20 protein-coding genes are annotated in these 18102 nt (G+C 72.0%); 13 read left to right on the top strand and 7 right to left on the bottom strand.

Annotated elements, in window-relative coordinates:
- The first annotated feature begins 4 nt into the window (after positions 1-4).
- From FKN01_RS33520 to FKN01_RS08445, 11 genes are all read left to right on the top strand, one after another.
- Complete coding sequence (locus FKN01_RS33520) at positions 5-88, top strand: putative leader peptide (RefSeq protein ID WP_309486338.1); 84 nt, start codon at positions 5-7, stop codon at positions 86-88.
- 114 nt (positions 89-202) lie between these two features.
- Positions 203-1900 carry a nitrite/sulfite reductase gene (locus FKN01_RS08495; protein ID WP_143618096.1) on the top strand — a complete coding sequence of 566 codons (1698 nt, stop codon included), beginning with the start codon at positions 203-205 and terminating at the stop codon, positions 1898-1900.
- Positions 1897-2076 (top strand): hypothetical protein, encoded by a 180-nt coding sequence (locus tag FKN01_RS08490; RefSeq protein WP_143618094.1) that lies wholly within the window; start codon positions 1897-1899, stop codon positions 2074-2076. Before FKN01_RS08495 ends, FKN01_RS08490 begins: the two co-directional genes overlap by 4 nt.
- The gene (locus FKN01_RS08485) at positions 2073-2789 is read left to right on the top strand and encodes a phosphoadenylyl-sulfate reductase (RefSeq protein WP_143618092.1); all 717 of its coding nucleotides are present in this window, start codon (positions 2073-2075) and stop codon (positions 2787-2789) included. The genes FKN01_RS08490 and FKN01_RS08485 overlap by 4 nt, the downstream gene beginning before the upstream one ends.
- Before the next feature lie 23 nt (positions 2790-2812).
- A complete protein-coding gene (gene cysC / locus FKN01_RS08480; protein WP_018100635.1) occupies positions 2813-3358 on the top strand; it encodes an adenylyl-sulfate kinase in 546 nt (181 codons plus the stop codon).
- Positions 3355-4290, top strand: coding sequence for a sulfate adenylyltransferase subunit CysD (cysD, locus tag FKN01_RS08475; protein ID WP_143618090.1), 936 nt, complete (start codon positions 3355-3357; stop codon positions 4288-4290). The genes cysC and cysD overlap by 4 nt, the downstream gene beginning before the upstream one ends.
- Positions 4291-5622, top strand: coding sequence for a sulfate adenylyltransferase subunit 1 (locus tag FKN01_RS08470; protein ID WP_143618088.1), 1332 nt, complete (start codon positions 4291-4293; stop codon positions 5620-5622).
- 225 nt (positions 5623-5847) lie between these two features.
- Positions 5848-6954: an aliphatic sulfonate ABC transporter substrate-binding protein gene (locus FKN01_RS08460; RefSeq protein WP_143618084.1), complete on the top strand. Its 1107-nt coding sequence runs from the start codon at positions 5848-5850 to the stop codon at positions 6952-6954.
- Between the two features lie 34 nt (positions 6955-6988).
- Entirely contained in the window at positions 6989-7777 is a 789-nt protein-coding gene (locus FKN01_RS08455; RefSeq protein ID WP_143618082.1) for an ABC transporter ATP-binding protein, read from the top strand.
- Entirely contained in the window at positions 7764-8675 is a 912-nt protein-coding gene (locus FKN01_RS08450; protein ID WP_143618080.1) for an ABC transporter permease, read from the top strand. Before FKN01_RS08455 ends, FKN01_RS08450 begins: the two co-directional genes overlap by 14 nt.
- Positions 8676-8681: 6 nt before the next feature.
- Positions 8682-9440: a sirohydrochlorin chelatase gene (locus tag FKN01_RS08445; RefSeq protein WP_143618078.1), complete on the top strand. Its 759-nt coding sequence runs from the start codon at positions 8682-8684 to the stop codon at positions 9438-9440.
- Between the two features lie 27 nt (positions 9441-9467).
- Here the strand turns inward: FKN01_RS08445 and FKN01_RS08440 are convergent, their stop codons facing one another.
- Both FKN01_RS08440 and FKN01_RS08435 read right to left on the bottom strand, forming a co-directional pair.
- The gene (locus FKN01_RS08440; protein WP_143618076.1) at positions 9468-10112 is read right to left on the bottom strand and encodes a DsbA family protein; all 645 of its coding nucleotides are present in this window, start codon (positions 10110-10112) and stop codon (positions 9468-9470) included.
- A gap of 68 nt (positions 10113-10180) precedes the next feature.
- Positions 10181-10762 (bottom strand): TIGR03086 family metal-binding protein, encoded by a 582-nt coding sequence (locus FKN01_RS08435; RefSeq protein ID WP_143618074.1) that lies wholly within the window; start codon positions 10760-10762, stop codon positions 10181-10183.
- Positions 10763-10900: 138 nt separating this feature from the next.
- Between FKN01_RS08435 and FKN01_RS08430 the strand changes: the two genes are divergently transcribed.
- Positions 10901-11737 carry an ABC transporter ATP-binding protein gene (locus FKN01_RS08430; RefSeq protein WP_143618072.1) on the top strand — a complete coding sequence of 279 codons (837 nt, stop codon included), beginning with the start codon at positions 10901-10903 and terminating at the stop codon, positions 11735-11737.
- A gap of 10 nt (positions 11738-11747) precedes the next feature.
- On the opposite strand, the gene FKN01_RS08425 is transcribed toward FKN01_RS08430, so the two are convergent.
- From FKN01_RS08425 to FKN01_RS08405, 5 genes are all read right to left on the bottom strand, one after another.
- Positions 11748-12140: a DUF4440 domain-containing protein gene (locus tag FKN01_RS08425; RefSeq protein WP_143618070.1), complete on the bottom strand. Its 393-nt coding sequence runs from the start codon at positions 12138-12140 to the stop codon at positions 11748-11750.
- Positions 12141-12256: 116 nt separating this feature from the next.
- The gene (locus FKN01_RS08420; protein ID WP_143618068.1) at positions 12257-13459 is read right to left on the bottom strand and encodes a S8 family peptidase; all 1203 of its coding nucleotides are present in this window, start codon (positions 13457-13459) and stop codon (positions 12257-12259) included.
- A 283-nt stretch (positions 13460-13742) separates the two neighbouring features.
- Positions 13743-15035 carry an ABC transporter substrate-binding protein gene (locus FKN01_RS08415; RefSeq protein ID WP_143618066.1) on the bottom strand — a complete coding sequence of 431 codons (1293 nt, stop codon included), beginning with the start codon at positions 15033-15035 and terminating at the stop codon, positions 13743-13745.
- Entirely contained in the window at positions 15035-15874 is an 840-nt protein-coding gene (locus FKN01_RS08410; protein WP_143618064.1) for a carbohydrate ABC transporter permease, read from the bottom strand. The genes FKN01_RS08415 and FKN01_RS08410 overlap by 1 nt, the downstream gene beginning before the upstream one ends.
- The gene (locus FKN01_RS08405) at positions 15871-16824 is read right to left on the bottom strand and encodes a carbohydrate ABC transporter permease (RefSeq protein WP_185992791.1); all 954 of its coding nucleotides are present in this window, start codon (positions 16822-16824) and stop codon (positions 15871-15873) included. Before FKN01_RS08405 ends, FKN01_RS08410 begins: the two co-directional genes overlap by 4 nt.
- Before the next feature lie 326 nt (positions 16825-17150).
- On the opposite strand from FKN01_RS08405, the gene FKN01_RS08395 reads away from it, so the two are divergent.
- Complete coding sequence (locus FKN01_RS08395) at positions 17151-18017, top strand: phosphotransferase enzyme family protein (protein WP_143618061.1); 867 nt, start codon at positions 17151-17153, stop codon at positions 18015-18017.
- Positions 18018-18102: the final 85 nt, after the last annotated feature.

Raw genomic sequence — 18102 nt, 5'->3', positions numbered from 1 at the left:
CGTCATGTCCGGAACTGGAATTGCCTTGGTGAGTCGACGCCACGTCGACCTCGGCCGCATGTCCAGCGCCATCTGTCCGGCGAGCTGAGAGTCCCAGCACCGCCGAGATCTTCTTTCTTCAGTCCAGCCCTGCGCACCGCCGCGCTTCACGCGAGTGTGCAGTTCAGAGCCGCCCTCCCGCAGTCCCGAAGGACGTACTGTCATGGCCGCAACCCCGGAAAAGCCTGCGCCCGCCGCGCCCCGCCGCAAGGTGGGCCGCCACCGCGGCGAAGGCCAGTGGGCCCTGGGGCACTACACCCCGCTCAACGGCAATGAGCAGTTCAAGAAGGACGACGACAGTCTCAACGTGCGGACACGCATTGAGACGATCTACTCCAAGCGCGGATTCGACTCGATCGACCCCAACGACCTGCGGGGGCGCATGCGTTGGTGGGGGCTCTACACCCAGCGCAAGGCCGGCATCGACGGCGGCAAGACCGCGGTGCTGGAGCCGGAGGAGCTGGAGGACAAGTACTTCATGATGCGGGTCCGCATCGACGGCGGGAAGCTGACCACCCAGCAGCTGCGCGTCATCGGTGAGATCTCGCAGGAGTACGCGCGGGGCAGCGCGGACATCACCGACCGGCAGAACGTCCAGATGCACTGGATCCGCATCGAGGACGTCCCGGCGATCTGGCAGAAGCTGGAGGCCGTGGGGCTCTCCACCACCGAGGCGTGCGGCGACTGCCCCCGTACGATGATCGGCTCCCCGGTGGCGGGCATCGCCGCCGACGAGATCATCGACGGCACACCGGCCCTGGAGGAGATCCACGCCCGGTACATCGGCAGCCCCGAATTCTCCAACCTGCCCCGCAAGTTCAAGACCGCGATCTCCGGCTCGCCGGTCCAGGACGTCGTCCACGAGATCAACGACATCGCCTTCGTGGGCGTCGAGCACCCCGAGCACGGACCGGGCTTCGACCTCTGGGTCGGCGGCGGGCTGTCCACCAACCCCCGGCTCGCCGAACGCCTCGGCGCCTGGGTGCCGCTGGACGAGGTCGCGGACGTCTGGGCCGGCGTGGTGGGCATCTTCCGGGACTACGGCTACCGTCGGCTGCGCAACCGGGCCCGGCTGAAGTTCCTGGTCGCCGACTGGGGTGTCGCCAAGTTCCGCCAGATCCTGGAGGACGAGTACCTGAAGCGCCCGCTGCTCGACGGCCCCGCCCCGGCGGAACCGAGCAGCCGGTGGCGCGACCACATCGGCGTCCACCCGCAGCAGGACGGCCGTTTCTACGTCGGCTTCGCCCCCCGGGTCGGCCGGGTCGACGGCTCGACCCTCGCCAAGATCGCCGAGCTGGCCGAGGAGCACGGCTCCGGCCGGGTCCGGACCACCGTCGAGCAGAAGATGATCATCCTCGACGTCGAGCGGGACCGGGTCGACTCGCTGTCCGCCGGTCTGGAATCGCTCGGCTTCCAGGTGAAGCCGTCCACCTTCCGGCGCGGCACGATGGCCTGCACCGGCATCGAGTACTGCAAGCTCGCGATCGTGGAGACGAAGGCGCGCGGCGCCTCCCTCATCGAGGAACTGGAGCGCAGGCTCCCCGACTTCGACGAGCCCCTGACCATCAACATCAACGGCTGCCCCAACGCCTGCGCCCGCATCCAGACCGCGGACATCGGCCTCAAGGGCCAGCTCGTCCTGGACGGGAACGGCGACCAGGTGGAGGGCTACCAGGTCCACTTGGGCGGCGCGCTCGGCCTGGACGCCGGCTTCGGCCGCAAGGTGCGCGGGCTGAAGGTCACCTCGCAGGAGCTGCCGGACTACGTCGAGCGGGTCATCGGCCGTTACCTTCAGGAGCGCGAGGCCGACGAGCGCTTCGCCACCTGGGCGGCCCGCGCCAGTGCGGAGTCGCTGTCATGAGCGAGCGTGCCGCGCCGTTCCACTGCCCGTACTGCGGCGACGAGGACCTGCGCCCGCACGAGGCCGGGCACGGGGCGTGGGAATGCGCCGCCTGCAATCGCGCGTTCCAGCTGAAGTTCCTGGGCCTGCTGAGCCGGGGACTGGCGCCCAACGATGTTGGAGGGGACGGGATATGACGGTCACTCAGAAGATTGACTCGCTCACCGACGAGGAGCTGCGGGAGCTCGCCGAGCGGGCCGGACGCGAGCTGGAGGACGCCGACGCGCTCGACATCCTCAGGTGGGCCGCGGACACCTTCGGCCCCCGGTTCTGCGTCACCTCCTCGATGGAGGACGCGGTCGTCGCCCACCTCGCCTCCCGGGTGATGCCGGGCGTCGACGTGGTGTTCCTCGACACCGGCTACCACTTCGAGGAGACCATCGGGACGCGGGACGCGGTGGACGCCGTGATGGACGTGAACGTGATCACGCTGACACCGCGTCAGACGGTGGCCGAGCAGGACGCCGAGTACGGGCCGAAGCTGCACGACCGCGACCCCGACCTCTGCTGCGGGCTGCGCAAGGTCAAGCCCCTGGAAGAGGGACTGACCGCGTACGCCGCCTGGGCGACGGGGCTGCGCCGCGACGAGTCCCCGACCCGGGCGAACACCCCGGTGGTCGGCTGGGACGAGAAGCGCCGGAAGGTGAAGGTCTCGCCGATCGCCCGCTGGACCCAGGACGACGTGGACGCCTACGTCGCCGAGCACGGGGTGCTCACCAACCCGCTGCTGATGGACGGTTACGCCTCCGTGGGCTGCGCGCCCTGCACCCGCCGGGTGCTGGAGGGCGAGGACGCCCGGGCCGGCCGCTGGGCCGGGCGCGGCAAGACCGAGTGCGGGCTGCACGGCTGATGACGACTGATCAGGAGACTTCGATGAGCGTGACGGAGACGGGGGCCACCGTCTGGCTGACCGGTCTGCCGAGCGCCGGCAAGACCACCATCGCCTATGAGCTCGCCGGGCGGCTGCGCGCCGAGGGCCACCGCGTGGAGGTGCTCGACGGCGACGAGATCCGCGAGTTCCTCTCGGCGGGCCTCGGCTTCTCGCGCGAGGACCGGCACACCAACGTGCAGCGGATCGGCTTCGTCGCCGAGCTGCTGGCGGCCAACGGCGTCAAGGTGCTGGTCCCGGTCATCGCCCCTTACGCGGACAGCAGGGACGCCGTCCGCAAACGGCACCAGGCCGAGGGCACCGCCTATCTGGAGGTGCACGTCGCCACTCCGGTCGAGGTGTGCTCCGAGCGCGATGTGAAGGGGCTTTACGCCAAGCAGGCGGCGGGCGAGATCAGCGGGCTCACCGGGGTGGACGACCCCTACGAGGCTCCCGAGTCACCCGATCTGCGGATCGAGTCGCACCGCCAGACCGTGCAGGAGTCCGCGGCGGAGCTGTACGCGCTGCTGAGCGAGAGGGGTGCGGCGTGACGACCGTCGCGACTGTGCAAGAGGGCACCGACCATCCGTACGCGCTGAGCCACCTGGACTCGCTGGAGTCCGAGGCGGTGCACATCTTCCGCGAGGTGGCGGGCGAGTTCGAGCGGCCGGTCATCCTGTTCTCGGGCGGCAAGGACTCGATCCTGATGCTGCACCTGGCGCTGAAGGCGTTCGCGCCCGCGCCGGTGCCGTTCGCCCTGCTGCACGTGGACACCGGGCACAACTTCCCCGAGGTGCTGGCGTACCGCGACCGCGTGGTCGCCGAGCACGGGCTGCGGCTGCACGTCGCCTCCGTGCAGGAGTACATCGACGCCGGCAAGCTCCGCGAGCGCCCCGACGGCACCCGCAACCCGCTCCAGACCGTGCCGCTGACCGAGGCGATCCAGCAGCACCGCTTCGACGCGGTGTTCGGCGGCGGGCGGCGCGACGAGGAGAAGGCGCGCGCCAAGGAGCGGGTCTTCTCGCTGCGCGACGAGTTCTCCCAGTGGGACCCGCGCCGCCAGCGCCCCGAGCTGTGGCAGCTCTACAACGGCCGGCACGCGCCCGGTGAGCACGTCCGGGTCTTCCCGATCTCCAACTGGACCGAGCTGGACGTCTGGCAGTACATCCAGCGCGAGGGCATCGAGCTCCCGTCCATCTACTTCGCCCACGAGCGCGAGGTCTTCAACCGCTCCGGCATGTGGCTGACCGCGGGCGACTGGGGCGGGCCCAAGGAGCACGAGAGGACCGAGACCCGTCAGGTGCGCTACCGCACGGTCGGCGACATGTCCTGCACCGGCGCCGTCGACTCCGACGCGACCACGCTGGACGCCGTGATCACCGAGATCGCCGCCTCCCGGCTCACCGAACGGGGCGCCACCCGCGCCGACGACAAGATGTCCGAGGCCGCGATGGAAGACCGCAAGCGCGAGGGGTACTTCTAAATGACCACCACAGCTGAGCAGTTGAGCGCCACCACCCTGCTGCGCTTCGCCACCGCCGGGTCGGTGGACGACGGCAAGTCCACCCTCGTGGGGCGCCTGCTGCACGACTCCAAGTCGGTCCTCACCGACCAGCTGGAGGCCGTCGAGCACGCCTCGCGCAACCGGGGCCAGGAGGCTCCCGACCTGGCGCTGCTGACCGACGGGCTGCGCGCCGAGCGCGAGCAGGGCATCACCATCGATGTCGCCTACCGCTACTTCGCGACGCCCCGGCGCCGGTTCATCCTCGCCGACACGCCGGGCCATGTGCAGTACACCCGCAACATGGTCACCGGCGCCTCCACGGCCGAGCTGGCCGTGGTCCTGGTCGACGCCCGCAACGGGGTGGTCGAGCAGACCCGCCGGCACGCCGCCGTCGCCGCCCTGCTGCGCGTCCCGCACGTCGTCCTGGCCGTCAACAAGATGGACCTGGTGGGCTACGCGGAGCCGGTGTTCGCCGCCATAGCCGAGGAGTTCACCGCGTACGCGGCCTCCCTCGGGGTCCCCGAGATCACCGCGATCCCGATCTCCGCGCTGGCCGGCGACAACGTCGTGGAGCCCTCCGCGCACATGGACTGGTACGGCGGTCCGACGGTCCTGGAGCATCTGGAGACCGTCCCGGTCAGCCACGACCTGACCGGCTGCCACGCCCGCTTCCCGGTCCAGTACGTGATCCGGCCGCAGACCGCGGAGTACCCCGACTACCGGGGCTACGCGGGCCAGATCGCCGCCGGGGCGTTCCGGGTCGGCGAGTCCGTGGCCGTGCTGCCCTCGGGCCGCACCTCCACGATCGAGGGCATCGACCTGCTCGGGGAGCCCGTGGACATCGCCTGGGCGCCCCAGTCGGTGACCCTGCGCCTGGCGGACGACATCGACGTCTCGCGCGGTGACCTCATCGCGCCGGTGGACGACGCGCCGGCCGTCACCCAGGACGTCGAGGCGACCGTCTGCCACGTCGCGGACGAAGCGCTCACCGTGGGGCGGCGGGTGCTGCTCAAGCACACCACGCGCACGGTCAAGGCCATCGTCAAGGACATCCCCTCGCGGCTGACCCTGGACGACCTCTCACAGCACCCGGCCCCGGGCCAGCTGGTCGCCAACGACATCGGCCGGGTCGTGATCCGGACCGCCGAGCCGCTGGCGCTCGACGCGTACGCCGACTCGCGCCGCACCGGTTCCTTCCTGCTGATCGACCCGGCGGACGGCACCACCCTCTCGGCGGGCATGGCGGGCACCGCGTTCGCCACCGCCGAGGAGCCGCCGGCCGCGGACGACGACGCGGAATGGGACTTCTGATGGGCATCGACGCCTTCTCCACCTTCGCGAAGGAGGGCGGGCGCGTCGGGAGCGGCGCGGTCGGGAGCGGACAGGGCGGAGTCGGGCGATGTGCGCGATGACGTACGCGCACCGCCTGCGCGCCCGGACGCACCGCCCGCACCGACGAAGACCTGCCGACTTCCCGGCCGCGCCCCCGCACGTACGAGGGGCGTGAGCTCCGGGCCTCCGAGAGGAACACCTCCCGTGCCTGCCCCACGTACCACGTCGCGCCGCGCCGTCGCCGCCGTCGCCGCCCTGCCCCTGCTGGCCGCGGCCCTGACCGCCTGCGGCTACGGCTCCCAGGCCGCGGACGACGACAAGGCGAACGCCGCACACGGCAAGAAGCTCTCCGCCGGCACCGTGCGCATCGGGTACTTCCCGAACCTCACGCACGCCACCGCGCTCGTGGGCGACCAGGAAGGGCTGTTCCAGAAGGAGCTGGGCGGCACCCAGCTCAAGACCGCCACCTTCAACGCCGGCCCGTCCGAGATCGAGGCGCTGAACGCCGGCTCCATCGACATCGGCTTCATCGGCCCCTCGCCGTCCATCAACGGCTACACCAAGTCCGGCGGCAAGAACCTGCGGATCATCGGCGGCTCCGCGTCCGGCGGCGTCAAGCTCGTCGTGAACCCGGAGAAGATCAAGACCCTGGACGACGTCAAGGGCAAGAAGATCGCGACCCCGCAGCTCGGCAACACCCAGGACGTGGCGTTCCTCAACTGGGTCTCGGAGAAGGGCTGGAAGGTCGACGCCCAGAGCGGCAAGGGTGACGTCTCCGTGGTCCGTACGGACAACAAGGTGACGCCCGACGCCTACCGCTCCGGTTCCATCGACGGCGCCTGGGTCCCCGAGCCGACCGCCTCCAAGCTGGTCGCCGAGGGCGCGAAGGAACTGCTGGACGAATCCACGCTGTGGCCGGACCACGAGTTCGTGATCACCAACATCATCGTGTCGCAGAAGTTCCTGAAGGAGCACCCGGACGTGGTCGAGGCCGTGCTGCGCGGCTCCGTCACCACCAACGCCTGGATCAACGCCAACCCGGACAAGGCGAAGGACTCCGCCAACGCGGCGCTGAAGAAGCTCACCGGCAAGGAACTGCCGGCCGAGGTCATCGACCCCGCCTGGAAGTCGCTGCGGATCACCGACGACCCGCTGGCCGCGACGCTCGACGCGCAGGCCCGGCACGCGGTCAAGGCCGGTCTGCTGGAGCAGCCCGACCTCAAGGGCATCTACGACCTGAAGCCGCTCAACAAGATCCTGAAGGCCGCGGGCAAGCCCGAGGCCGACGACGCCGGCCTCGGCGTCAAGTGACCAGCCGCCCGAAGACTCCCAGGAGGTGACGACCATGGCGAACACCCTCACCAAGGCCGAGGACCGTGTCTCGGTCGGGCACGCCGCCCGCATCGCGCATGTCTCGAAGTCCTTCGCCGGGCCCGCCGGAACGCAGCTGGTCCTGGACGACATCAGTCTCGATGTCGCCCCGGGCGAGTTCGTCACCCTCCTGGGAGCCTCCGGGTGCGGCAAGTCGACGCTGCTCAATCTGGTGGCCGGGCTGGACCGGCCGACCGGGGGCAGCATCGAGACCCCCGGCGGCCGGCCCGCGCTGATGTTCCAGGAGCACGCCCTCTTCCCGTGGCTGACCGCGGGCAAGAACATCGAACTGGCCCTGCGCCTGCGCGGGGTGCCGAAGTCGCAGCGCCGGGCCGAGGCGGAGCGGCTGCTGGAACTGGTCCGGCTCGGCGGGGCGTACGGAAAGCGGGTGCACGAGCTGTCCGGTGGCATGCGGCAGCGCGTGGCGATGGCCCGCGCGCTCGCCCAGGACAGCCAGCTGCTGCTGATGGACGAGCCGTTCGCGGCGCTCGACGCCATCACCCGCGATGTGCTGCACGACGAGCTGACCCGGATCTGGCGCGAGACGAACGTCTCGGTCCTCTTCGTCACACACAACGTGCGCGAGGCCGTGCGCCTCGCCGAGCGCGTGGTGCTGCTCTCGTCCCGCCCCGGCCGGATCGCCCGTGAGTGGACGGTCGACATCGAGCAGCCGCGCCGTATCGAGGACACCGCCGTCGCGGAACTGTCCGTCGAGATCACCGAACAACTGCGTGGGGAGATCCGCCGTCATGGCCAGCACTGACATCAAGTCGGACGAGGCGGCATCCGGCGGGAGCGGGAAGCCGGACGACCTGGCCGGCCTCGAAGCCGGTCTGGACGCCCTGGACGCGGTGCAGGTGCAGCGCGTTCCGGTGCGCGAGGTCCTGCTGCGCAAGGTCCTGCCCCCGGCCGTCGCGGTGGCCCTGGTCCTGGTCGTCTGGCAGCTGCTCGTCTGGGGCGAGGTGACCGAGGACTACAAGCTGCCCTCGCCGTCCGCCGTCTGGGACAGCGCCCGCGACATGTGGCTGCGGGGCACGCTGCTCGACGTGGTGTGGACCAGCGTCTCGCGCGGTCTGCTCGGCTTCCTGCTGTCGGTGGCCATCGGCACCCCGCTGGGTCTGCTGGTCGCCCGGGTGAAGCTCGTCCGGGCCGCGATCGGGCCGATCCTGTCCGGGCTCCAGTCCCTGCCCTCGGTGGCCTGGGTGGCGCCAGCGGTGATCTGGCTCGGGCTGAACGACTCGATGATGTTCGCGGTGATCCTGCTCGGCGCGGTGCCGTCGATCGCCAACGGGCTGGTCTCGGGCGTCGACCAGGTGCCTCCGCTGTTCCTGCGGGCCGGCCGCACCCTGGGCGCGACCGGGCTGCGCGGCACCTGGCTGATCGTGATGCCGGCCGCCCTGCCGGGCTATCTGGCGGGCCTCAAGCAGGGCTGGGCGTTCTCCTGGCGTTCGCTGATGGCCGCCGAGATCATCGCCTCGTCGCCGGACCTCGGCCTCGGGCTCGGGCAGTTGCTGGAGAACGGCCGCAACAACGCGGACATGCCGGGCATCTTCCTCGCCATCATCCTGATCCTGTTCGTCGGCATCGCCATCGACCTGCTCATCTTCAGCCCGCTGGAGCGGTGGGTGCTGCGCAGCCGCGGTCTCCTCGTCAAGAACTGAGCGCCCGTGTCCTCTCCGGTCCTCCTCGTCATCGCCCACGGCAGCCGCGACCCGCGGCACGCCGCGACCGTGCACGCCCTGACGGCGCGGGTACGGGCGCTGCGCCCCGGGCTGCGCGTGGAGACGGGGTTCCTGGACTTCAACGCGCCCTCGGTGCCGCGGGTCCTGGAACGGCTGGCCGCGGAGCAGGCGCCGGAGGTGGTGGCGCTGCCGCTGCTGCTCACCCGGGCGTTCCACGCCAAGTCGGACATCCCGGCGGTACTGCGCGAGGCCCGCGCGGCGCTGCCCCGGCTGCGGGTCCGGCAGGCCGAGGTGCTCGGCCCGTCGCCGCTGCTGAACGCCGCGCTGGAACGGCGGCTGTACGAGGCCGGGGTGCGCCCCGGCGACCGAAGCTCGACCGGGCTCGTCCTGGCCTCGGCGGGCTCCTCAGACCCGGAGGCGATCGCAGTGATCGCTGAAATCGCGCGGGAGCTGCGGCACACCGGTTGGTGTTCCGTGCGGCCTGCGTTCGCCTCCGCATCCCTTCCCCGGACCGAGGACGCGGTACGGGCCCTGCGGGCCGAGGGCGCGGGCCGGGTGGCGGTCGCCCCGTACGTGATCGCGCCCGGCCGCCTCCCGGACCGCATCGCGGCGGGGGCGGCCGAGGCCGGCGCGGACGTGCTGGCCGGGGTGCTGGGCCCGGCCCCGGAGCTGGCCCGGCTGCTGCTCGACCGGTACGACGAGGCGAAGGCGACCGCGGCGCGGCCGGTCGCGGTCGGCGCCTGAGCCGGGCGGCACACCGGCCGGGCCCGCTCAGCCGGCGTCGATGCCGCCGGTCCGGGTGCGCTTGAGCTCGAAGAAGTCGGGGTGGCCGGCGAGCACCCGGAAGCTGTCGAAGAGCCGCGCCGCCTCCTCGCCGCGCGGGATCGCCCGCAGCACCGGCCCGAACCAGACGGTCCCGTCGACGTGGATCGTGGGCGTGCCGACGTAGCCGCCCGCCTCCGGGTCCTGCCCGGCCTCGTGGCTGCGCCGCACGGCCTCGTCGTACGTCTCCTCGTGCGCGGCCTCCGCGAGGTGCGCGGGCAGGCCCAGCTCGGCGAGGGACTGGGCGACGACCTCGTCGAAGTCCTCGATCTTCCGCTGGTGGATGCGGCTGCCGAGGGCGGTGTAGAGGTCGCGCAGGATCTCCTCGCCGTGTTCCTGGGCAGCGGCGGCGGCGACCCGGACGGGGCCGAGCGACCGGTCGACCAGGTCGCGGTACCAGTCGGGGAGTTCGTTGCCGGCGTTGTGCAGGTGGAGGCTCATGACGTGGAAGCGCAGCTCGATGTCGCGGTGCTGCTCCACCTCCAGCATCCAGCGGGAGGTGATCCAGGCGAACGGGCAGGCCGGGTCGAAGTAGAAGTCGACCAGGGCCTGTCCGGCGGGCCTGCCCTGTTCCGGGGCGGGGTGAGTGGTCATGGGGCGAGCCTAGCCAGCCGGTGGCGCACTCCCCCGGGCCATTCGGCACCCGTTCGCCTGGGCCATTTTCAGCTCGCGCTCCACTGCGGGTCGCGCCCGCTCAGCGCCAGGGCCCGGGTGAATCCGGTGGCGCCGGGGGCGTCCACCTCGTCGGTGAACCCCTCGTACTGGCGGTAGAGCGCGGCGGTCTTCTCGACGGTGCCCAGGATGTACGCGGCGGCCTCCTCGGAGATCCGGAAGTCCTGCCCGGTGGCCCGGGCCACGTCCCAGCCGTGCAGCGCGATCTCCTCGATGAGCATCGCGGCGGTGTCGGCGGCCGGGGAGGCGGAGTCGCCCTCGCCGATGGTGCCCTCCCAGACGGCGGGGTCGGACCAGGCGGCGACGGCCCGGTCGAGCTGGGCGGCGTAGCGGTCGGCCCAGTCGGCGTCGGCGGTGAAGTCGCGGGCGGTCAGCTCCTCGGGGAGCTCGGTGCGCCGGGCGCGGTGCTCCATGCCGTGCGAGGTGTAGAGGACCCAGTGGTTGACGAGGGTGCGCAGGTCCCAGTCCGCGCAGGGGGTGGTGGTCGCCGCCAGCTGTCGGGGGCTGACGCCCCGGGCCACGCGGGCGGCTTCGGCGGCGCATTCGGTCATGTGGGCGTGCTCGGTCTTCATGCGCCCCAACCTAGGCGGGCGCGCGCGGCCGGTCTTGAAGAAAGGCGACAGGCGCCGGGCGCGGAGGGTGTACGGGCCACGGATAGGCTTTCCGGTGCGCGGATGAGCGCTCGCGCCCGTACGAAGGAGCAGTCGCACGTGACCACCACCGCACCCCTGTCCCCCTCCGTCGCCACGGCCCCGGTCCCGGTGATCCGGGCCGACGAGGTCTCGCTCGTACGCGACGGGAACGTCCTGCTCGACGCGGTCTCGCTCACCGTGCGCGGCGGGGAGCACTGGGCGCTGCTCGGGGCGAACGGGGCGGGCAAGAGCACCCTGCTCGGGCTGCTCGGGGCGGTGAACCATCCGACGCGGGGTTCGGTCGAGGTGCTGGGCCGGACGCTGGGGCGGGTGGATCTGCGGGAGCTGCGGACGCTGCTCGGCCACGTCAATCCGCGCCATCCGCTGCGTTCCCCGCTGACGGTGAGCGAGGTGGTGCTGACCGGCCTGACGAACTCGGTCGAGCCGGTGCCGCGCTGGTCGCCCGGTCCGGGGCAGCGGGAGCGGGCGGAGCGGCTGCTGACGATGCTCGGGATGGGCGGCAAGACGGAATCGCGCTGGCCGGCCCTGTCGCAGGGTGAGCGCGGGCGCACGCTGATCGCCCGGGCCCTGATGCCGCAGCCCCGGCTGCTGCTGCTCGACGAGCCGGCGACCGGGCTCGACCTGGCCGCCCGGGAACAGCTGCTGGACAGCCTGGACGCGTTGCGCGAGGAGCATCCGGAGCTGGCGACCGTGCTGGTCACCCATCATCTGGAGGAGCTGCCCGCCTCCACCACGCACGCGATGCTGCTGCGCGGCGGGCGGTGCCTGGCCTCGGGCGGGGCGGACGAGGTGCTGACCACGGACCTGGTCAGCGAGTGCTTCGGGCACCCCGTGCGGATCACGCGGACGGACGGCCGGTGGGCGGCCCGGGCGCGGCGGCCGGCCCGGGGCTGACGCCGGTCGTTCAGCAGCCGGGCGCGGCCTCGGAGGGCTCGGCCTCGAAGGGTGTGGCCTGGTGGTAGTAGAGGAGCCAGCCGGACCGGGTGAGCCGCCAGAGCGAACTGCGGTGGGCGCGCCTGCCCTTGGCCTCGGTGTCGAAGGTGACGTGGACGAGCCCGTCGGCGAGGTGCACGCCCCGCATGCGTGAGGCGGTGAGCCGGCCGGGGCCGGGGGCACGGCCCGAGACGAGCAGGTCGATGATCGTGTCCCGGTCCCAGTGACGGCCGGTGGTGTCGACCTCGCGGTAGTCGGGGTGCAGCACCTGGTCGAGGAGGCCGGCGGAGGCCCGGACGAGGGGGTCCATGAGCCGGAGCTCGCCCTCGATGGCGGCGGCCACGCCCGGCGCCGGTCCGGTCATACCCGCCTCCCGCCCGTATCGGTCGTCATCGGGCAAGCGTAGAACGGGTGGCACGCACCGGGCGGCCGCCGCGCCCCGTGGGGGAGGGCGCGGTGGCCGCCCGGGCGGTCGCGCTGTTACTCGACGATCTTCAGGAGCTTGTTCGCGGTTCCCCCGGTGGCGTTGCCGATGGCGTCCGGTGTCGCGCCTTCGGTCAGGGCCGTGGCGACCTCGTCCGGGGTGGCGTCCGGGTGCCCGGCCAGATAGACGGCGGCGGCGCCGACGACGTGCGGGGTGGCCATCGACGTACCGGAAATGGTGTTGGAGCCGGTGTCGCTGTCGTTCCAGGAGGAGGTGATGTCGGAGCCCGGGGCGTAGAGGTCCACGACCGAGCCGTAGTTGGAGAACGAGGACTGCTCGTCGTCCGCGGTGGACGAGGCGACGGTGATGGCCTCGGGGACGCGGGACGGGGAGCCCTGGCCGGCGTCGCTCGACTCGTTGCCGGCGGCGACCGCGAAGGTGACGCCGGAGGCGATGGCCTTCTGGACGGCCGCGTCGAGCGCTTCGTCGGCGCCGCCGCCCAGGCTCATGTTGGCGACGGACGGGCCCTGGTGGTGCTCGGTGACCCAGTCGATGCCGGCGACGACCTGCTCGGTGGTGCCGGAGCCGGAGTCGTCCAGCACGCGGACGGCGACGATCTCGGCCTTCTTGGCGACGCCGTAGGTGGACCCGGCTATGGTGCCGGCGACGTGGGTGCCGTGGCCGTTGCCGTCGTCGGCGCTGTCGTCGTTGTCGACGGCGTCGAAGCCGGACCTGGCGCGGCCCCCGAACTCCTCGTGGGTGGTGCGGACCCCGGTGTCGATGACGTAGGCGGTGACGCCTTCGCCCGCGCTGTCCGGGTAGGTGTACGCGTTGTCGCCGGCGGTCTGCGTCTGGTCGATGCGGTCCAGGCCCCAGGACGGCGGGTTGTCCTGGGTGGCGTCTATGTGGAACTTCTTGTTCTGGACGACCTTGGAGACGGCAGGGTCGGCGGCGAGCCGCTTGGCCTCGGTCTGCGAAAGGCCGGCGGCGGAGAAGCCGTTGATGGCGGAGTTGTAGTCGCGCTTCAGCTTTCCGCCGTACTCCTTCGCGAGTTCCGCCTTGTCCACCTTGTGGTCCAGCATCACGATGTAGCTGCCGGAGACCGCGGTCGCCGCGTCGGCTCCGTAGACCTTGCCCATGGCCGGGGCGGGTGCCGCTCCGGCGAACGGGGTGCCCAGCAGGGTGACGCCGGCGGCGGCCGCGACCGCGGTGATGGAGGCGGTCAGCTTGAACCGGCGTGCGCGCTTGTGAATTGCCATGAAGAGGGGGTCTCCTCGTCATTCTTTGTGGGGGGATTGGCCCCCGGCCGGAAGATCTCCGGGGGTTGGCTCGAAACCCTGGCCGATTGACGCGCGCAGATCAATACCCCCCTACGACTCCGACGCACTCGCGAATCTTTCGTCACAGGACCCCCGCAGGAGCGCCTCGATGCGCCGATCACCTTTACGCGCAGGAGGCGTGGCTCCTCCTCCTGGGGGGCACGCCCCGCCCCCGGGGCGGGGAGGGGGCCCGACCGGCTCCCCGGGGGAGGGCCCGCGCCGTTCAGCGCTGGTAGCGGGCCAGGACCCGGTTGCCGTCGGTGACCAGACGCTTCTTCAGCTCGGCGGCGTCGATCGCCCCGCTGTAGTACTCCTGGAAGGCGGGCGTCGCCACCTTGTCCTTCCACTCGGGGTAGCCGCGCACCGACTGGGCCGGGGCGGACCGCAGCGACCCGGCGAGCGCGGCACCCGTCGCCCAGCCCCGGTCCGGGGTGTGCAGCGAGGGGTCGGCCAGCGCCTCGGTCCCGGTGGGCAGCATCCAGTCCCCCTTGGCCAGGCGCACCATGTTGGCGGGCTTGAGCAGGAAGTCGATGAACCGGACGGCCTCCTTCTTGTGCGGGCTGTCCTCGGCGACGGACAGGGTCTGCGGGCTGACCCCCTGCGCCGGCCCGTCCCGGCCCGCCGGGGCGGGCAGCACCGTCCACTCGAAGCCCTTGGGCGCCTGCTCGACGACCTGCTGGCGGTACGAGAACCCGAGCGGCACCATCGCGTACTTGCCGCCGAAGAAACCGGGCAGGGTGTCGCCGCCGCCCATGCCGAGCGCGGTGCGGGCGGCGCTGTGGTCGGTGTTGACCTGGTCGTGGATGGTGCCCGGCACGACCTGGTCGCCCTCCCCCATCGCGACGGTCACCTTGCCGTCGGCGCCCCGGTGGAAGAGCTCGCCGCCCGCCGAGAGGCCGAGGTTGAGGGTGACGGAGACCGGCTCCTTGAGCGGCCAGGCGACCCCGTAACGGCCCTTGCCGGTCAGCTCCTCGGTCACCTGGCGGAACTCCCCCCAGGTCCACGGCCTCTCGGGGGTCGGGATGCGGACCCCCGACTCCTTGAGGATCTTGGTGTTGGCGATCAGGACGCGGGGTTCCTGGAGGAACGGGACGCCGTACACCCCGCCGTCGAAGGTGGCCGTCTCCCAGCTGTTGCGCGGGATGCCCTCGGTCAGCGCTTCCGGGAGGAGCGGGCGGAGGTCGGCGAGGTAGCCGCCGTACGCGAAGTCGGCGAGGTCGTCGGACGCGTCGTGGATGATGTCGGGCGCCTCGCCGCCCTCGAAGGAGGTGAGGAGCTGGTCGTGGACGCTGTCCCAGCTGCCCTGGACGTACTCGACCCGGATGTCGGGGTGGGCCGCGTTCCACTCCTTCACCAACTGCTTGTTGATGTCGACGGACTCCTTCTGCCAGGCCAGCGACTGGAACCGGAGGGTGATCCTCCCGTCCGTGCCGCCGTCGCCGCCCCCGCCGCAGCCGGTGAGCAGCAGGGCGAGCGCGGTGGCCGCCGCGGCGGCCGTGCGTACCAGGGCGCGCATCAGTTCTTCACCGCCCCGGCCAGCATGCCGCCGGTGATCCGCCGCTGGATCACGGCGAACAGCACGAGCGAGGGGAGGGTGGCGAGGAACGCGGCGGCGGCGAGCGGCCCGAGGTCGGCGGCCCCCTCGGCGCCGAGGAAGTGCGTCAGTACGACCGGCAAGGTCTGCTTCTCCGGGGTCTTGAGGAGGACGAGCGCGAAGAAGAACTCGTTCCACGCGGTGATGAACGCGAAGAGGGCCGTGGCGACGATTCCCGGGGCCAGCAGCGGGGCGGTGACCGAGACCAGTGTCCGCAGCCGCCCGGCCCCGTCGACCGCCGCCGCCTCCTCCAGCTCGCGCGGCACGGCCCGTACGTAACCGACGAGCATCCACAGCGCGAAGGGCAGCGCCCAGACCACGTAGACCAGGATCAGGCCCCAGAGGGTGTTGATCAGGTGCAGGTTCTTCAGGACCAGGAAGAGCGGAATGATCAGCAGGACGAAGGGGAACGCCTGGCTGACCACCACCCAGCCGGTGGCGGCCGTGGCGAGGCGGGTGCGGTGGCGGGCCATCACATAGGCCATCGGGGTCGCGATCAGGACGGCGATCAGCCCGGCCGAGAGCGCGGCGGCCAGCGAGTTGGCGGTGGCCCGCAGCAACGGCTGCTCGTCGAACGCCTGCCGGAAGTTGTCCAGCGTCGGGTGGTGCGGAATCCAGGTCGGGTGCAGGGAGCCCAGCTCGGGGGCGGGCTTGAAGGCTGTGGAGATCAGCCACAGGAAGGGGAACGCCAGGAAGACCAGGTAGCACAGCAGCGCCACGTACTGCCCGGCGCGCACGGACCTTCTGGTGCGCATGCTCATCGGTCGTCGCCTCCCCTGAGCCGCCCGGCGAGATACACGGCGAGGAGCACGGAGACCACCGCGACCATCACACAGCCCATCGCGGCGGCGTAGCCGAACTGCCCGTAGCGGAACGCCTCCTCGTAGGCGAAGAGCATCGGCAGCCGGGTCCGGCCGCCGGGACCCCCGCTGGTCAGGACGTAGACCAGGGCGAAGGAGTTGAAGTTCCAGATGAAGTTGAGCGCGGTGATGGACAGGGCGACCGGCCTGATGGCGGGCCAGGTCACCGTGCGGAACCGGCGCCAGGCGCCCGCCCCGTCCAGCGCGGCGGCCTCGTGGAGTTCCTGCGGGGTGTTCTGTAGCCCGGCGAGCAGGGCGACCGTGGTCTGCGGCATCCCGGACCAGACGCCGACGACGATCACGGCGGGCAGCGCGGTCGCGAGCCCGGTCAGCCAGTCCCGGCCGTCCCCGAGGCCCAGGTCGCGGATGGTCTCGTTGAGGATGCCGGCGTCCGGGTTGTAGACGAGGCGCCACATGATGCCGACGACGACCTCGGGCATCGCCCACGGGATGATCGCCAGCGCCCGGGCCAGCCAGCGCATCCGCAGGTTCTCGTTGAGCAGCAGGGCCAGGCCGAGGGCCAGCACGAACTGCGGCACGGTGACGCCGACCGCCCACACCAGGCCGATCCGGAACGACTCCCAGAACAGTCCGTCGTGCAGCAGGTCCTGGAAGTTCAGCGTGCCGGTCCACTGCGTGGCGCGGGTGCGGCCGGACTGGGCGTCGGTGAAGGCCAGCGCGACCCCGTAGAGCAGCGGGCCGACGCTCAGGACCAGGATCGGGATCAGGGCGGGGAGCACCAGGAACCAGGTGCCGGCGCCCCGGTCGAGCCGGCCCTCGGTGCGCTCGCCGGAGCGCTTGCCGGGCGGCCCGTGGCGTCCGGAACCCACGGTTGCGCTTGCCGATGTCATGCGTAGGGCCTTTCGTTTGGGTCAGGCCGGATCAGGGAGCGGGCTCTGGTGCCGTGCATCGCAAGGCGGAGGATCGAGACAGATGGGATCTCCCCTGTTCGAGCGCAGCCGAGAACTCGGGGAAGGAGCGTTGGTGATCGACGACAACGCCGCGAGGTGCGGTGCCAGAGCCCGCGAGCCCGGCATGATCCGAACGAAATGCCCTGGGCCCCCTTTGCGACGTTCGACCGGCTGCTTGCCGTTCTGGCCGGTCAGGTGGCCTCCGTCATCGTGCTGACGGGCTGCCGGTTCGTCAAGCCAGCCTGCACGGATGCGAAAATCGGACCATGAACGAGATGGAAGCGCGCGAGGTGCTGGCCGCCGCCGGGTTCCCCGGGGGCGCGGAGCTGCTGGCCCTCGGCGAGAACGCGGTGTTCGCGGCCGACGGCCTCGTGGTCAAGGTCGGCCGGGACGCCGCGCGCCACCCCGAGCTGCTGGAACGGGCCGGGCGCGAGGTCGCCGTCGCCCGGTGGCTCGCGGCGTCCGGTGTCCCCGCCGTGCGGGCCGCCGAGGAGGGGGCGCGGCAGGTCGAGGGTCATCCGGTGACCGTGTGGCACCGGCTGCCCGAGGCGGTGCGGCCCGCCGAGCCGCGCGACCTGGCCCCGCTGCTCACCGCCGTCCACGCGCTGCCCGCGCCGGAGGACTTCGCGCTGCCGCGCCGGGAGCTGCTGGGCGGCGTCGAGCGGTGGCTGCGGCTGGCGGGCGACGCGATCGATCCGGCCGACGCGGCGTATCTGCGCGAGCGGCGCGACGGGTTCGCGGCGGCGGCTGCGGCGCTGGTCCCGCATCTGCCGCCGGGGCCGATCCACGGGGACGCGCTGGCGCGCAACGTGCACGTCGGGGCGGACGGGCCGGTCCTGGTGGACCTGGAGACCTTCTCCTGTGATCTGCGGGAACACGACCTGGTGGTCCTCGCGCTGTCCCGCGACCGGTACGGGCTGGCGGCGGACGCGTACGAGGCGTTCACCGAGGCGTACGGGTGGGATGTGCGGGAGTGGGACGGGTGCGGGGTGCTGCGGGGGGCCCGGGAGACGGCGAGCTGTGCGTGGGTGGCGCAGCACGCGCCGGTGAACGGGGCCGCTCTCGCGGAGTTCCGGCGCCGTGTGGCGTCGCTGCGGGACGGTGACCCTTCGGTGCGGTGGTATCCGTTCTGAGCCGGCCCGGGTGTCCGGCACGCGAGGCTGCCCGCGCCGTGCCGACGGTGCGGTCGAGCCCGTCCGGCGGTCGAGGGCACGCGGC

Origin of the sequence: Streptomyces sp. 130, assembly GCF_007096885.1 — a bacterium.
Lineage (GTDB): Bacteria > Actinomycetota > Actinomycetes > Streptomycetales > Streptomycetaceae > Streptomyces.
Note: the sequence above shows the minus strand (reverse complement) of the source record. Positions and strands in the feature narration are given on the sequence as shown.

Bases quoted from the DNA above. Each gene is read 5' to 3' on its own strand.
- FKN01_RS33520 (WP_309486338.1), top strand. From the start codon at position 5: ATGTCCGGAACTGGAATTGCCTTGGTGAGTCGACGCCACGTCGACCTC.
- FKN01_RS08495 (WP_143618096.1), top strand. From the start codon at position 203: ATGGCCGCAACCCCGGAAAAGCCTGCGCCCGCCGCGCCCCGCCGCAAG.
- FKN01_RS08490 (WP_143618094.1), top strand. From the start codon at position 1,897: ATGAGCGAGCGTGCCGCGCCGTTCCACTGCCCGTACTGCGGCGACGAG.
- FKN01_RS08485 (WP_143618092.1), top strand. From the start codon at position 2,073: ATGACGGTCACTCAGAAGATTGACTCGCTCACCGACGAGGAGCTGCGG.
- cysC (WP_018100635.1), top strand. From the start codon at position 2,813: ATGAGCGTGACGGAGACGGGGGCCACCGTCTGGCTGACCGGTCTGCCG.
- FKN01_RS08470 (WP_143618088.1), top strand. From the start codon at position 4,291: ATGACCACCACAGCTGAGCAGTTGAGCGCCACCACCCTGCTGCGCTTC.
- FKN01_RS08455 (WP_143618082.1), top strand. From the start codon at position 6,989: ATGGCGAACACCCTCACCAAGGCCGAGGACCGTGTCTCGGTCGGGCAC.
- FKN01_RS08450 (WP_143618080.1), top strand. From the start codon at position 7,764: ATGGCCAGCACTGACATCAAGTCGGACGAGGCGGCATCCGGCGGGAGC.
- FKN01_RS08440 (WP_143618076.1), bottom strand. From the start codon at position 10,112: ATGACCACTCACCCCGCCCCGGAACAGGGCAGGCCCGCCGGACAGGCC.
- FKN01_RS08435 (WP_143618074.1), bottom strand. From the start codon at position 10,762: ATGAAGACCGAGCACGCCCACATGACCGAATGCGCCGCCGAAGCCGCC.
- FKN01_RS08425 (WP_143618070.1), bottom strand. From the start codon at position 12,140: ATGACCGGACCGGCGCCGGGCGTGGCCGCCGCCATCGAGGGCGAGCTC.
- FKN01_RS08420 (WP_143618068.1), bottom strand. From the start codon at position 13,459: ATGGCAATTCACAAGCGCGCACGCCGGTTCAAGCTGACCGCCTCCATC.
- FKN01_RS08415 (WP_143618066.1), bottom strand. From the start codon at position 15,035: ATGCGCGCCCTGGTACGCACGGCCGCCGCGGCGGCCACCGCGCTCGCC.
- FKN01_RS08410 (WP_143618064.1), bottom strand. From the start codon at position 15,874: ATGAGCATGCGCACCAGAAGGTCCGTGCGCGCCGGGCAGTACGTGGCG.
- FKN01_RS08405 (WP_185992791.1), bottom strand. From the start codon at position 16,824: ATGACATCGGCAAGCGCAACCGTGGGTTCCGGACGCCACGGGCCGCCC.
- FKN01_RS08395 (WP_143618061.1), top strand. From the start codon at position 17,151: ATGAACGAGATGGAAGCGCGCGAGGTGCTGGCCGCCGCCGGGTTCCCC.